The sequence below is a fragment of the Citreicella sp. C3M06 genome, assembly GCF_018860705.1.
Taxonomy (GTDB): Bacteria; Pseudomonadota; Alphaproteobacteria; order Rhodobacterales; family Rhodobacteraceae; genus Salipiger.
Map to the genome: position 1 here is coordinate 1 of NZ_JAHKQA010000034.1, position 15,062 is coordinate 15,062.

Below are 15,062 nucleotides of genomic sequence, written 5' to 3' on the forward strand. Positions count from 1 at the left end.
GACACCGGTCAAGTACCCCTCTCGGGACATTGCTTTGCAATGCCCTGCCGGGCAAGGGACAAGCGCAGATACAAGCGGCGCAACCGCATCGAGATCATGTTCGGCAGGCTCAAGGACTGGCGGCGGGTGGCGACACGCTACGATCGCTGTCCCAAGGTGTTCCTCTCCGCCATCGCTCTCGCGGCTCTAGTCATCTATTGGTTATGAATCCTGACCCTAGGAGCGCAAGGCGCGCGGCGACAGCCCGGCGCGCCGCACAGCCCGTGTGCAACCGTGCCCGGGCCGCAGGGCCGCCCGCACCGTTGAGCCCGAGAAGCCAGGCCTGTCAGCGATGACCGGTCCAACGTGATCCTGCGTCCATAGCCCGAGACTGCCGCCGTCGGTCCCATGGCACCCACGGCCTTCACCCCCCCGGAACTGGCCAAGCGCGCCGCCCAGATGCGCCGCGGCCGTGCCGAGGCAAACGCCATCCCTGAAACGAAGACGCCGGTATTTTCAGCACCGCCTCGGAATGCGCGCCGCAAACGCAGGCGTTCGCTTTACAATGGCCCCGGTTATGGCATGTCTGCAACATGGTAACGCTTTCGATCGTCGTCGTCGAACCCGACCGCGACCGCGCTCTTCTGATCGTCGACAGCCTGCGCGATGCGGGCGATTTCGACGTGCATGTCATCTCGGAACCCACCGGGCTGGCCCGCCGTATTCAGGCGATCAGCCCGGACGTGGTGCTGATCGATCTGGAAAACCCGTCGCGCGACATGCTCGAAGAACTGGCGCTGGCCTCCGGCCCGATGGACCGCCCCGTCGCGATGTTCGTCGACAAAAGCGGCGCCGGGCTGACCGATGCCGCGATCGAGGCCGGGGTGTCGGCCTATGTGGTCGACGGCATGCAGCCGGGCCGGGTGAAGCCGATTCTGGATGCGGCCATCGCGCGCTTTCGCATGTTCCAGCGGATGCGCACCGAACTGGCCGAGACCAAGCGCGCGCTTGAAGAGCGCAAGATGATCGACCGCGCCAAGGGCATGCTGATGCGGGCACGCGGCATCGACGAAGATGCCGCCTATGCCCTGCTGCGCAAGACGGCGATGGATCAGGGCAAGCGGGTGGCCGAGGTTGCCTCGGCGCTTGTCACGGCAGCGGGGCTGCTGGGATGATCGCGGATACGCTGCAAGTCGGCTTCCTGCCGCTGGTGGACGCTGCGCCGCTGATCGTAGCGCATGAGATGGGCTTTGCCGCCGAGGAAAGCATCGCGCTGGATCTAAGGCGTGGCCCGTCATGGTCTGCGGTGCGCGACATGCTCAGCTTTGGCCGGGTGCAGGCGGCGCATATGCTCTCGCCGGTGCCGGTGGCAGCGGCGCTTGGCCTTGGCGGGACAGGTACGCCGCTGTCGGCGGTTTCGGTGCTGTCGGTCAATGGCGACACCATCGGCGTCAGCAACGCACTGGCGGCGCGGATGCGCCAGAGCGGGCATGATTTCGGCTATCGCGATGCCCGCGCTGCGGGCGCGGCGCTGATTGCCCATGCCGAACATCCGCTGCGCCTTGGGGTGCCCTTTCCGTTCTCGATGCACGCCGAGCTGCTGTATTACTGGCTGAGCGCGCTGGGAATGCCGGCGCCGCAGAACGTCGATATCCGCACCGTGCCACCCTCGCTGATGGCGCAGGCGCTGGAAGCGGGCGAGATCGACGCCTTTTGCGTCGGCGAGCCATGGGGGTCGATCGCGGTGGAAAACGGCGTCGGACAGTTGCTGCTGCCGGGCAATGCGATCTGGTCATTTTCGCCAGAAAAGGTGCTGGCGGTGCGCTCTGACTGGGCTGCGGCACAGCCCGACCTCGTAGGGCGGCTGATCCGCGCGGTCTGGCGTGCCGGGCGCTGGCTGGCCGAGCCGGATGCGCGCACGCTGGCCGCCGAATTGCTCAGCCGCAAGGAATACCTCGACCTGCCGAGCGAACTGCTCGACCGGGCACTGACCGGGCGCATGGTGATCTCGCAGCGCGGCGAAGAGCGTCAGGTGGACCGCTTCGTCGAATTCCATCGCGGCGCGGCAGGTTTTCCATGGCGCAGTCAGGCGGAATGGATCGGCATGCAGCTTGCCGCCCGCACCGGGCTTGACCGGGCAGCGGCGGCCAAGGCCGCCCGAACCGTGTTCCGCTCGGATCTGTACCGCGATGCACTTGCAAACACCCGCGCCGAGCTGCCCGGTGCTTCGTCGAAGATCGAAGGCACGCTGCGCGAGCAGACCGCCGTCGCCTCGGTCTCGGGTCGGCTGTTCCTGGAACCTGACGCGTTCTTCGATGGCCGAATTTTCGAGCCTTCCAAAGACTGACGCACAGTTATTGTGCATCTGCAGCATCGAAACGCCGAATTCCCGGTAAAAGATGCAGAATCTCGGAATTAATTCTTGAGACGCGGCCCGTCCCTGCCGCATATGGATGGCAAGAGACCTGCAATGGCGCCTGTCTCGCAAAATTCTCCCAAAGACCGGGAAATCTGAGCAAAGCCGCTCGACTGTCGTGATCCTCCACCGATCAAGACGAGTCAGCGGCTTTTTCACGTTTCGCCCGGACGCATCCGGGCCTTCATCCAAAGGGACCGATCGAATGCAGAAACTTCTCCTCGCGCTCAGTGCCTCAACGGCGCTTGCCGGCCCCCTCCTCGCGCAGGACCTTGAAAAAGACGAGCTCACCTTCGGCTTTATCAAGCTCACCGACATGGCGCCGCTCGCGGTGGCCTATGAACAGGGCTACTTCCTCGACGAAGGCCTGTTTGTGACCCTCGAAGCCCAAGCCAACTGGAAGGTGCTACTGGACGGCGTCATCGGCGGGCAGCTTGACGGGGCGCATATGCTGGCTGGCCAGCCGCTGGCCGCGACCATCGGCTATGGCACGCAGGCGCATATCATCACGCCCTTTTCGATGGACCTGAACGGCAACGGCATCACCGTGTCGAACGAGATCTGGGACCAGATGAAGCCCAACATCCCCACCAATGCCGACGGCCTGCCGCAGCACCCGATCAGCGCCTCGGCGCTGGCCCCGGTGGTGGAAAAATACCGCGCCGAGGGCAAGCCCTTCAACATGGGCATGGTGTTCCCGGTGTCCACCCACAACTACGAGCTGCGCTACTGGCTCGCCGCTGGAGGGCTTGAGCCGGGATATTACTCGCCCGAGAACGTCAGCGGCCAGATCGGCGCTGATGTGCTGTTGTCGGTGACCCCGCCGCCGCAGATGCCCGCCACGCTCGAGGCTGGCACGATCTACGGCTATTGCGTCGGCGAGCCGTGGAACCAGGCCGCGGTGTTCAAGGGCATCGGCGTTCCGGTGATCACCGATTACGAGCTGTGGAAGAACAACCCCGAAAAGGTGTTCGGCATCTCTGCCAGCTTCGCCGAGGAAAACCCCAACACCACCAAGGCCGTCGTCAAGGCGCTGATCCGCGCCGCCATGTGGCTGGATGAAAACGACAACGCCAACCGCATGGAAGCGGTCGAGATGCTGTCGAAGCCCGAATATGTCGGCGCCGACGCCGAGGTGATCGCCAATTCGATGACCGGCACCTTCGAATACGAAAAGGGCGACAAGCGCGCCGTGCCCGATTTCAACGTGTTCTTCCGCTACAACGCCACCTACCCGTTCTACTCCGACGCGGTCTGGTACCTCACGCAGATGCGCCGCTGGGGCCAGATCCCCGAAGCCAAGTCGGATGAATGGTACGACGAGATTGCCCAGTCGGTCTACAAGCCTGCCATCTACCTCGACGCCGCTCGCGCCCTGGTTGATGAAGGTCTCGCCAACGAGGCTGATTTCCCTTGGGACAGCGACGGCTACAAGGATGCGACCCCTGCCGCCGATATCATCGACGGCATCCCTTATGACGGCAAAACCCCCAACGCTTACCTCGAAAGCCTGCCGATTGGCCTCAAAGGTGACCAGACCGTGGTCGGCACTGAGGTGAAGGGCTGATGTCCCTTCCCCTGCGCCGGGCAACGGGCGCAACCTGAAAGGCAGGGTGAGTATTCAGCCTAAAGGCGAATACCCCCCCCTCCCGCCAAGGACCATCTGCGGGACGGCGGGTGGGGCGAGGTTCCGCAAGGAACGAGCGTCCACCCAGCCTCCCGTACCCCGTCAAAGCCGAGGACTTCCCTGATGACGACCGTCGACCCCGAATACGCCACGGATGCGGCCCGCGACGCCCGCCGCGCGCGTCTCTTCACCCGCATCAACAAGGCGGACGCATGGTTCCGCGTGCTTGGTCTGTCCTGGGTGACCCCCATTCTCAAGGCCGCCGCAGGCGACAATCCCAAGGCCCAGCTCAAGGACATCTGGCTGCTGCTCGGGGTGCCGCTGGTCGCCATCGCCGCCTTCCTGCTGATGTGGGGCACGCTGGCCCCCAAGGTGCAGACCTCGCTCGGCGCCGTTCCCGGCCCGGCCGAAGTCTGGCACGAAGCGGTCCTGCTCAATCAGGATGCCGCCGCCAAGGCCGCCAAACAGGCCAAATTCGAAGACATGGTCGCCGCCCGAAATGAAAAGCTCATCGCTGCGGGCAAGGCCGATCAGGTCAAGGACATCGCCTATACCGGAGCCCCGAGCTATTATCAGCAGATCTGGACCTCGATCAAAACCGTGTTCTTCGGCTTCCTGATCGGGTCTGCCATCGCCATTCCGCTTGGTATCCTTGCCGGCCTGTCACCCTATGCCAACTCGGCGATCAACCCGCTGGTGCAGATCTTCAAACCGGTCTCACCGCTGGCATGGCTGCCGATTGTGACGATGATCATCTCGGCCGCGGTGGCGAGCAATGACGGGCTGTTCTCCAAATCCTTCCTGATCTCGGCGATCACCGTGACGCTCTGCTCGCTCTGGCCGACGCTGATCAACACCGCGCTTGGCGTGGCCAGCATCGACAAGGATCTGGTCAACGTGTCGAAGGTGCTGAAAATGAACACCTGGACCAAGATCACCAAGCTGGTGCTGCCCAGCGCTCTGCCGCTGATCTTCACCGGCCTGCGGCTGAGCCTCGGGGTTGGCTGGATGGTGCTGATCGCCGCCGAGATGCTGGCGCAGAACCCGGGCCTTGGCAAATTCGTCTGGGATGAATTCCAGAACGGCTCCAGCAGCTCGCTCGCCAAGATCATGGTCGCCGTCTTCACCATCGGGATCATCGGCTTCCTGCTCGACCGGGTGATGTTCGCGCTGCAATCGCTCTTCACCTTCTCGAACAACCGTTGATCGACGTTCAGGCAGCGAAAGGACATCCCATGAGCCTCCTAAAGTTCGAAAACGTCTTCAAGAGCTTCGGCACCGGTCTTCATGAAAGCAAGGTGCTGAACGGCATCGATCTCGATGTGCAGGAGGGCGAATTCCTCGTCCTCCTGGGGTTTTCGGGATCGGGCAAGACCACGCTGGTCAACCTGATGGCCGGGCTGGAAAAGCCCACCCGCGGCCGCGTCACCTATCGCGGCGCCCCGATCGAAGGCCCCGGCCCCGAGCGCGGCGTCATCTTCCAGAACTATTCGCTGATGCCGTGGCTGACCGTGAACGGCAACGTGCAGCTGGCGCTGGATTCGATCTTTCCCGACATGCCGAAGGCCGAGAAGGAAGCGACCGTCGCCAAATACGTCAAGATGGTCGGCCTGAGCCACGCCGCCACCCGCCGCCCGGCGGAATTGTCGGGCGGTATGCGCCAGCGGGTCAACGTCGCCCGCGCGCTGGCGATGAATCCGGAAATGCTGCTGCTCGACGAACCGCTCTCGGCGCTTGATGCGCTGACCCGCGCCAACCTCGCCGACGAGATCGAGGCGATCTGGAACCAGGACAAAAAGACCTGCGTGCTGATCACCAACGATGTCGACGAGGCGATCATCCTTGCCGACCGCATCATTGCGCTCAACCCCGATGGCACGCTGGGCGAGGAATTCACCGTCACGCTGCCCCGCCCTCGCGATCGGGGCGAGATGAACCACAACGAGGAATTCAAGCGACTGCGCGCCGCCGTCACCACCTATCTGATGGACGTCGGCATCGAGGCCAAGACGGCAAGCAGCCACACCCTGCCCGACATCACCCCCATCCACGGCGCGGCCTCGAATCTGCCCACCGCCGTGCAGGACGCGACCGGCAGCCTGCGCGAAGACCGCTTTCTCGACTTCAGCCAGCTGCACAAGATCTACCCCACGCCCAAGGGCCCGCTTACGGTGGTCGAGGATTTCAACCTCAAGATGAACAAGGGTGAATTCATCTCGCTCATCGGCCATTCGGGTTGCGGCAAATCCACCGTGCTGACCATGGCCGCCGGGCTCAACAGCATCTCGAAAGGCGCAATCAAGCTCGATGGGCGCGCCGTGCTTGGCGCCGATCCCGAACGCGCCGTGGTGTTCCAGTCGCCCAACCTATTCCCATGGCTGACCGCACGTGAAAACTGCGCCATCGGGGTCGACAAGGTCTACCCCCGCGCATCGCAGGCCGAACGGCAGGAGGTGGTGGAATACTACCTTGAACGCGTCGGGCTGGCGGATGCGATGGACCGCTCTGCCGCCGATATGTCGAACGGCATGAAGCAGCGCGTCGGCATCGCCCGCGCCTTCGCCCTGTCGCCCAAGCTGCTGCTGCTGGATGAGCCGTTCGGCATGCTCGACAGCCTCACCCGCTGGGAGCTGCAAGAGGTGCTGATGGAGGTCTGGTCGCGCACCAAGGTCACCGCCGTCTGCGTCACCCATGACGTCGACGAGGCGATCCTGCTGGCCGACCGCGTGGTGATGATGACCAACGGCCCGCAGGCCACCATCGGAAAGATCGTCGATGTGAACCTGCCGCGCCCGCGTAGCCGCAAGGCGCTGCTCGAGCATCCCGATTACTACCTCTACCGCGAGCAGGTGCTGAATTTCCTCGAGGAATACGAGCACGGCAAGCATGGCAAGACCAACGCCAAAGCCCCGCCCGCGACGAAACAACAAGCCGCCTGAACCGGCCTGCGTGCCCCGCTAAGGCGGCGCGCGGCAACCTCTCTGACTGGGGGTCATCCCGATGGACACCGTACTTGACGCACCCGTAAAGACCTTTCTTCAGGTCACGGAATTCTGGGTTCCCGAAGGGGACCGGCTGGTGCTTGCCACCGGCAATTACGGCGGGCTTGCCGCCTTTGAGGACGCCACCCGCGCCATCAGCTTCGCCAAGGGCGAAGGCCTGCCGGGCAAGGCATGGGCCGAACAGCGCCCCATCGTCCTCAAGGGCTTCGACGGCTCGTATTTCAAGCGCACCGAGGCCGCCGCCGAGGCTGGCCTGACCAGCGCCGTCGCCATCCCGGTGTTTGACGGCGATGCCCTCAGGGCGGTGCTGGTGGTGCTGTGCGGCGATGATGACGCCCGCATCGGCGCGATTGAGGTCTGGTCGGAACTCGACGGGCTGATGATGCTGGACGATGGCTATTACGGCGCCGCCAAACATTTCGAATGGGTCAGCCAGCACACGCATTTCCCACGCGGTCAGGGCCTTCCGGGCGGCGTGTGGTCGGCCTCCACCCCGATGCTGTTCCGCGAACTGGGCTCTGGCTATCGCTTCATCCGCGCCGACAGCGCTGGCAAGGCCGGGCTGACCACCGGGCTGGGCCTGCCGATCCCGGTGCCGCATGACCGCCAGTTCGTGCTGACGCTGCTGTCGGCGCGCGGCACCCCCATCGCGCGCCGCTTTGAAATCTGGGACGCGCGCCCCGAAAAGGTCGGGCACGAGACCGCCGCGATCCTGACCGACGGCATCTGCGAGCGCGACGGCCCGCTGTGGACCGACGACAACGACACCTCCCCGCGCCGTGTCACCGCCAATCAGGGCAATATCGGCAAGGTGCTGGCCTCTGGCCTGCCGGTGATCGTCTCTGGTGCCCCCACCCTGACCGAAGGCTACGGCTCGATGGTCGCCCTGCCCATCTACCAGCACGGTGCCATCGCGCATATCGTGTCCTGGTACGTCTGAGGAGCTGACCCATGCAGAAACTCGTCGTCATCGGAGCGGGCATGGCCTCTGGCCGCCTGCTCGAACAGCTGATCGAGGCGGACGCGACCGCCTATGACATCACCCTGTTCAACGCCGAACCGCGCGGCAACTACAACCGCATCATGCTCTCGCCGGTGCTGTCCGGCGAGAAAAGCTACACCGAGATCGTCACCCATGACGATGACTGGTACGCTGCCAACAAGGTGACCACGCGCTTTGGCGAAAAGGTCATCTCGGTCGATACCGCGCGCAAGGTGGTTGTCGGGGAAAACGGCGACGTGCCCTATGACAAGCTGGTGTTCGGCACCGGGTCTTCGGCCTTCATCATCCCGCTGCCCGGCCACGATCTGCCCGGCGTGGTGGCGTTTCGCGATCTTGAAGACACCAGCGCCATGACCGAGGCCGCCGCGCGCCCCGGTGCCAAGGCGGTGGTGATCGGCGGCGGCCTGCTGGGGCTTGAAGCCGCAGCAGCGCTGCGCCTGCGCGGCATGGAGGTTACCGTGCTGCACATCGCCTCGCACCTGATGGAGCGTCAGCTCGATCCGGCAGCGGGCTACCTGCTGAAAAAGGATCTGGAACGGCGCGGCATCAACGTCATCCTCGAAGCGCAGACCAAGGAGATCATCGGCAACGGGCGCGCCGAGCAGGTCAACCTTGGCGATGGCACCGAACTGCCCTGCGATATCGTCTGCATGGCCGTGGGCATCCGCCCCGCCGTCAAGCTGGCGCAGGACAGCGGCATCGCCTGCGGGCGCGCCATCAAGGTCGACGCGCAGATGCGCACGCAAACACCCGACGTTTACGCCGTTGGCGAATGCGTTGAATACGATGGCAACCTCTTTGGCCTTGTCGCGCCGCTATACGATCAGGCCAAGGTGCTGGCGAAAACGCTGCTGGGGCAGGACGACAGCTTTGTCATGCGCGAGCTGAGCACCAAGCTGAAGGTCACAGGCTGCGATCTGTTCTCGGCCGGGGATTTCGCCGATGGCGAGGGCCGCGAAGACATCGTGTTCCGCGACCCGGCGCGCGGTGTCTACAAGCGCCTCGTGATCGAAAATGATCGCCTGATCGGCGCGGTGATGTATGGCGACACCGCCGATGGCAACTGGTTCTTCGGCCTGATCAAGGACGGCACCGACATTGCCGACATGCGCGAGACGCTGATTTTCGGACCGTCCTATCAGGGGGGTGCCCAGGCGGACCCTCTGTCAGCCGTTGCAGTATTGCCGCCTGAGGCAGAGATTTGCGGCTGCAACGGCGTATGCAAGGGCGACATCGTCAAGGCGATCGAAGGCGGCGCGGCCGACCTTGGCGCGATCCGCGCCACCACCAAGGCCTCGGCCTCCTGCGGCACCTGCACCGGGCTGGTGGAACAGGTGCTGTCGGTGACGCTGGGCGATGATTTCGTGCTGCCGACCGCGCAGCCGATCTGCGGGTGCTGCGATCTGACCCACGAAGACGTGCGCCGCCTGATCAAAACCAAAGAGCTGAAAAGCCAAGAAGCGGTCTGGCAGGAACTGGGCTGGAAAACCCGCAATGGTTGTCATTCCTGCCGCCCGGCGGTGAATTTCTACCTGCTGGCTGACTGGCCGCTCGATTACAAGGACGACCCGCAAAGCCGTTTCGTCAACGAGCGCAACCACGCCAACATCCAGAAGGACGGCACCTATTCGGTGATGCCGCGCATGTGGGGCGGCATGACCACGCCGCAGGAACTGATCGCCATCGCCCAGGCCGCCGAGAAATACGGCGCCACGGTCAAGGTGACGGGCGGCATGCGCATCGACCTTCTGGGCATCCAGAAAGAAGACCTGCCGGCGATCTGGCACGATCTCAATCAGGCGGGCATGGTGTCGGGCCACGCCTATACCAAAGGTCTGCGCACGGTGAAGACCTGCGTTGGCAAGGACTGGTGCCGCTTTGGCACGCAGGACAGCACCGGCCTTGGCATCAAGCTTGAGAAAAAGCTTTGGGCGTCGTGGACGCCGCACAAGGTCAAGCTGGGGGTGTCGGGCTGCCCGCGCAACTGCGCCGAGGCCACCTGCAAGGACATCGGCGTGATCTGCGTCGACAGCGGCTATCAGCTTAGCGTCGCGGGGGCGGCTGGCATGGATGTCAAGGAAACCGAACGGCTGGTGGATCTGACGACCGAGGACGAGGTGATCGAATGGACCTCGGCCTTTGTGCAGCTGTACCGCGAGAACGCCAAATACCTTGATCGGGCCTACAAGTGGGTCGCCAAGGTGGGCCTTGACTGGGTGAAGGAAACCCTCGCCGATCCGGCCACCCGCAAGGCGCTGGTCGAACGGTTCGACATCTCGCAAAGCGTCTACCAGCATGACCCGTGGGCGGAACGCGCCGTGCCGTCCGAAGCGGTGAAATTTCAACCCATGGCGGATCTCACCCAGGAGGCAGCAGAATGAACTGGATCGACATCGGACATATCGACGACGTGCCCCTGCGCGGCGCGCGGCAGGTCAAGACCAAGGTCGGCTGTCTTGCGGTGTTCCGCACCGCCGAGGACGAGGTGTTTGCCGTCACCAATGCCTGCCCTCACAAGGGCGGCCCGCTGAGCGAGGGCATCGTGCACGGCACCTCTGTCACCTGCCCGCTGCACAACACCATCTTCGAGCTGAGCACCGGCAAGTCGCATGGGGTGGATGCCTATACCATCGACACCTACCCGGTGCGCATCGACGGCGATCGCATCCTGCTGAACGGCGATGCCATCGCCCAGCGGAGTGCCGCCTGATGGCCGATCAGAGCTTTCCCGAGATCCGCTCGACCTGCCCCTATTGCGGTGTCGGGTGCGGCCTGCGGCTGCGGGCCGACGGAGCGGGCGGGCTGGAGGTGCGGGGCGACCCGGACCACCCGGCCAATTACGGAAAGCTCTGCTCCAAGGGCTCTGCCCTTGGCGAAACACTGGGGATGGAGGGCCGCCTGCTCTCCCCCCGCATTCACGGGCAGGATGCCAGCTGGGACGAGGCGCTCGATCTGGTCGCGGACCGCTTTCGCGAAACGGTGGCGCAGCACGGGCCGGACAGCGTGGCGTTCTACGTCTCGGGGCAATTGCTGAGCGAGGATTACTACGTCGCCAACAAGCTGATGAAGGGCTACATCGGCGGCGCCAACATCGACACCAATTCGCGGCTGTGCATGGCGTCTTCGGTGGCGGGGCACAAGCGGGCCTTTGGCAGCGATACCGTGCCGGGCACCTATGAAGACCTCGAAGAGGCGGATCTGGTGGTGCTGGTGGGCTCCAACCTCGCGTGGTGCCATCCGGTGCTGTACCAGCGCATCCTTGCGGCGCGCAAGAAGACCGGAGCGAAGCTGGTGGTGATCGACCCGCGCCGCACCGCGTCCTGCGATGGCGCCGACATGCATCTGGCGCTGAAGGCGGGCAGCGATGTGGCGCTGTTCAACGGGCTGCTGGGGGCGATCGAGGCTGCGGGCGCGGTGGATAACGAATTCGCCGCCCATGTCACCGGCCTGGCCGATGCCATCGCCGCCGCCGCGCAAGATGACGACGCGGTGACCGGACTGCCGCGCGCCGAGCTGGAGGCGTTCTACAAGCTGTGGATCGGCACGCAAAAGGTTGTCACCGTCTACAGCCAGGGCGTCAACCAAAGCACGTCTGGCACCGACAAGGTGAATGCGATCCTCAATTGCCACCTTGCCACCGGGCGCATCGGCACGCCGGGCACCGGGCCGTTTTCGGTGACCGGCCAGCCCAACGCCATGGGCGGGCGCGAGGTTGGCGGGCTGGCCAATATGCTTGCCTGTCATCTCGATCTGGAAAACGCCGATCACCGCGCCGCCGTGCATGATTTCTGGGACAGCCCCGCCATCGCCGATGCTCCCGGCAAGAAGGCGGTCGAGATGTTTGAGGCGGTGGGCGACGGGCGCATCAAGGCGCTGTGGATCATCCACACCAACCCCGCCGTCACCATGCCCGATGCCGATGCGGTGCGCGATGCCATCGCGGGCTGCGATTTCGTCGTGGTGTCCGACATCACCGCGCAGACCGATACGGCGCGGCTGGCGCATGTTCTGCTGCCCGCCACCGCATGGGGCGAAAAAGACGGCACCGTCACCAATTCGGATCGCACCATCAGCCGCCAGCGCGCCGCCCTGCCCGCCCCCGGCGACACACGCCCCGACTGGCAGATCCTTGCGCAGGTCGGTCGCCGCATGGGCTATGCCAGAGGCTTCGATTACGCCTCGCCCGCCGAGATCTTTCGCGAATACGCGGCGCTGTCGGGCATCGCGGGCAAGCTGGGCCGCGATTTCGACATTTCCGCCAAGGCCGACCTGAGCGACAGCGACTATGCCGCGATGGCCCCGTTTCGCTGGCCCGCCAGCGCGAACCGGACCGGCGGGCGCTTCTTTGCCGACGGGCAGTTCTATCACGCGGGCGGCAAGGCCCGGATGATCCCGGTGCGCCACCGCGCGCCTGCCTCGGTTCCCACGCAGGACCGCCCGTTTCGCTTCAACACCGGGAGGATCCGCGATCAGTGGCACACCATGACCCGCACCGCCCGCGCACCGCGCCTTGCGGCGCATCTGGCCGAACCCTTCCTTGAAATCCATCCCGATGACGCCGCGCGCCTTGGCATTGCCCCCGCCGATCTGGTGCAGCTTGACAGCCCGCAGGGCCGCGCCATCTTGCGCGCAAGGCTGACCGATGCGGTGCACCGGGGCGATGTCTTTGCCCCCATGCACTGGACCGGCGAGACCGCCCCCGCCGCCCGCGTCGATGCGCTGGTTGCGCCCAACACCGACCCGGTGTCAGGGCAGCCCGAAAGCAAGGCCAGCGTTGTTTCAGTGGCCAAATTCACCCCCGCATGGTACGGTTTCGCCGTGTCGAGCAGCGATTTCACCCCCGATTGCGCCTATTGGGCGCGCGCGCGCACCCGTGCCGGGCAGCGCGCCGAACTGGCTGGGCTGAGTGCGCCCGAGGATTGGGAAGGCTATGCCCGCGAACTGTTCGGGCTGCCGGGTGCCGAGGCGCAGGTCATGCTCGATGCGCGCAAGGGGCGCGCCCGCATCGCCTTTCACCACGACGGCCAGCTTGTCGCCGCGCTGTTTGCCGGCCCCGAGCCGGTGGCGCTGAAACGCGATTTCCTCGCCAACCTGCCGGGCACCGAAGCGCCCCATGCGCTGACCGGCCAGCCCCCCGCCGATGCGCCCGACCCCGGCCCGATGGTCTGCGCCTGTTTCAACGTCGGGCTGAACACCATCCTGCAGGCCATCGAAGAGCAACACCTGCTGAGCGTCGACGCCATCGGCGCGGCGCTCGATGCGGGCAGCAACTGCGGCTCGTGCCGCCCCGAGCTGGGGGCGATCCTTGCCTCGGCCATCGCAAGGGAAGCGGCTGAATGACGCTGGGCGTGACACTGGGCGCACATGTTCGAACCCTTGGGCGCGGCCCCGGGCGGTCGCGGTCGCTGACCCGCGACGAAGCCACCGACGCCATGCGCCTGATGCTGTCGGGCGATGCCGACCCGCATGCCACCGGCGCGCTGCTGATGCTGCTGCGCATGAAGGGCGAGACCGCCGACGAGATCGCTGGCTTCGCCGCCGCCGCGCAGGATGCCATGCCAGACATGCCGCGCCCGGCGCTGGATTGGCCCAGCTATGCCGCGGGGCGCACCCGCGGGTTGCCGTGGTTCCTGCTGTCGGCGCGGCTGGTGGCGGATGCCGGGCATCCGGTGTTGCTGCATGGCTGGAACGGCGCCGACGGGGCGGTTCGCGCCGGGCTGGCACCGCTGGGCATTGCCGTGGCCGATGACCCGTCCGAGGCGCGCGCGCTGCTCGCGGCGCGCGGCATCGTCTACCTGCCGCTTGAACGCCTGTCGCCAGCGCTGTTCAGCCTGCTGCGGCTGCGCGACGTGCTGCACCTGCGCTCTTGCGTCAACACCGTGTGCCGGATGCTCAACCCCGGGCGCGCCAGCCATAGCGTGCAAGGCGTGTTCCACCCGCCCTACCGGCTGCTGCAACAGGACGCCGGGCAGATCCTTGGCCTGCAAGGTCTGACGGTGATCAAGGGCGGGGGCGGTGAATTCGAACGCCATCCGTCCAAGGCGATCGAGGGGTTCGGCCTGCGCAATGCGGCCCCTTGGGAAGAAAGCCTGCCCGCCCTGCGCCCCGATGACACCCGCCGTCTGAACGATGGCGAAACCGATCCGGCGCGGCTTGCGGCGCTGTGGAACGGCACCTTGCGCGATGATTTCGCTGAGGCGACGGTCATCGGCACCGCCGCGCTGGCGCTGGCGACGTTGGGCGCGCCAGACCCCGGCACGGCGGCGCGCGCGCTCTGGGCGGCGCGCAACAGGCTTAGCGAGCAGGTCTGAACAGCCGTCCCGGCCCGCGCGCCGCCACCCCGGCCAGCTGCGCCATGTGCCAGCCGAGCACGAGGTTGCTCGACAGCACTGGAATGCCCAGCGCCGCCTCGAGCGGGTCGATCACCTCCAGCGTGCGCAGGTTGGTGCAGGACAGGAACAGCGCCTGCACCGGGGCGCGCCGCGCCACGTCCTGCGCCGCGCCCATCAGGCTGTGCGGCGAGATCCGCACCACCCGCGATTCCTCGGGGACATCAAAGCTGGCAAACACCGGCGTGGCGATGCCTTGCGCGCCGAGCACCGCGCGCAGCCGCCCCGACACCTCGGCCAGATAGGGCGATACCAGCCCCAGCCGCGTCACGCCCAGCGCCGCGCAGGCCGCGATCAGCGCCGTCACCGGATCGGTGACGCGGGTCACATCCGCGCCAGCGCGCAGGCGGTCCGCCACCCGCGCCGGGCCGATCTGCGCCGCACCCGAGGTGCAGCCATAGCCCATCGCCGCGAACCGCTTGCCCTGCGGGAACAGCGCCGCTGCGCCAGACAGGTGACGTTCCATCGCGGCGAGGGTTTCGGGCGTGACCTCGGCCCCAGACGGCACCCGGCTGACCAGCAGCGACGCCTCGGGCGGCAAAAGACGCCGCATGTCGTCTTCGACGCTTTCGTCCGATTGCAGCACCACGAGGCCAAGCGCCGTGGGCGGAGGGATCAGGTCATAGGGCAGCGCATCCATGCGCCC

The 15,062-nt window shown here is 65.7% G+C and carries 12 protein-coding genes; 11 read left to right on the forward strand and 1 reads right to left on the reverse strand.

From position 1 onward, the window contains the following. From KO516_RS06405 to KO516_RS06455, 11 genes are all read left to right on the forward strand, one after another. Positions 1-207 (forward strand): transposase (locus KO516_RS06405; RefSeq protein WP_216002816.1); only part of this gene is annotated, 207 nt, incomplete at its 5' end. A 365-nt stretch (positions 208-572) separates the two neighbouring features. Then, entirely contained in the window at positions 573-1,154 is a 582-nt protein-coding gene (locus KO516_RS06410; protein WP_216002964.1) for an ANTAR domain-containing response regulator, read from the forward strand. Further along, positions 1,151-2,326, forward strand: coding sequence for an ABC transporter substrate-binding protein (locus KO516_RS06415; RefSeq protein WP_216002965.1), 1,176 nt, complete (start codon positions 1,151-1,153; stop codon positions 2,324-2,326). The genes KO516_RS06410 and KO516_RS06415 overlap by 4 nt, the downstream gene beginning before the upstream one ends. Before the next feature lie 274 nt (positions 2,327-2,600). After that, positions 2,601-3,962 (forward strand): CmpA/NrtA family ABC transporter substrate-binding protein, encoded by a 1,362-nt coding sequence (locus KO516_RS06420; protein ID WP_216002966.1) that lies wholly within the window; start codon positions 2,601-2,603, stop codon positions 3,960-3,962. A 183-nt stretch (positions 3,963-4,145) separates the two neighbouring features. Next, complete coding sequence (locus KO516_RS06425; protein ID WP_216002967.1) at positions 4,146-5,228, forward strand: ABC transporter permease; 1,083 nt, start codon at positions 4,146-4,148, stop codon at positions 5,226-5,228. A 29-nt stretch (positions 5,229-5,257) separates the two neighbouring features. Continuing rightward, on the forward strand, positions 5,258-6,961 hold the full coding sequence (locus KO516_RS06430; protein ID WP_216002968.1) for an ABC transporter ATP-binding protein: 1,704 nt from the start codon (positions 5,258-5,260) through the stop codon (positions 6,959-6,961). 61 nt (positions 6,962-7,022) lie between these two features. Continuing rightward, positions 7,023-7,964, forward strand: coding sequence for a GAF domain-containing protein (locus KO516_RS06435; protein WP_216002969.1), 942 nt, complete (start codon positions 7,023-7,025; stop codon positions 7,962-7,964). Between the two features lie 11 nt (positions 7,965-7,975). Next, positions 7,976-10,408 (forward strand): nitrite reductase large subunit NirB, encoded by a 2,433-nt coding sequence (gene nirB / locus KO516_RS06440; RefSeq protein WP_216002970.1) that lies wholly within the window; start codon positions 7,976-7,978, stop codon positions 10,406-10,408. Further along, positions 10,405-10,737: a nitrite reductase small subunit NirD gene (gene nirD / locus KO516_RS06445; RefSeq protein WP_216002971.1), complete on the forward strand. Its 333-nt coding sequence runs from the start codon at positions 10,405-10,407 to the stop codon at positions 10,735-10,737. The genes nirB and nirD overlap by 4 nt, the downstream gene beginning before the upstream one ends. Beyond that, positions 10,737-13,367 carry a nitrate reductase gene (locus KO516_RS06450; RefSeq protein WP_216002972.1) on the forward strand — a complete coding sequence of 877 codons (2,631 nt, stop codon included), beginning with the start codon at positions 10,737-10,739 and terminating at the stop codon, positions 13,365-13,367. The genes nirD and KO516_RS06450 overlap by 1 nt, the downstream gene beginning before the upstream one ends. Next, the gene (locus tag KO516_RS06455) at positions 13,364-14,338 is read left to right on the forward strand and encodes a glycosyl transferase family protein (RefSeq protein ID WP_252737447.1); all 975 of its coding nucleotides are present in this window, start codon (positions 13,364-13,366) and stop codon (positions 14,336-14,338) included. Before KO516_RS06450 ends, KO516_RS06455 begins: the two co-directional genes overlap by 4 nt. On the opposite strand, the gene KO516_RS06460 is transcribed toward KO516_RS06455, so the two are convergent. Continuing rightward, on the reverse strand, positions 14,322-15,056 hold the full coding sequence (locus tag KO516_RS06460; protein WP_216002973.1) for an Asp/Glu racemase: 735 nt from the start codon (positions 15,054-15,056) through the stop codon (positions 14,322-14,324). The two genes, KO516_RS06455 and KO516_RS06460, sit on opposite strands and share 17 nt — an antisense overlap. Between the last annotated feature and the right edge of the window lie 6 nt (positions 15,057-15,062).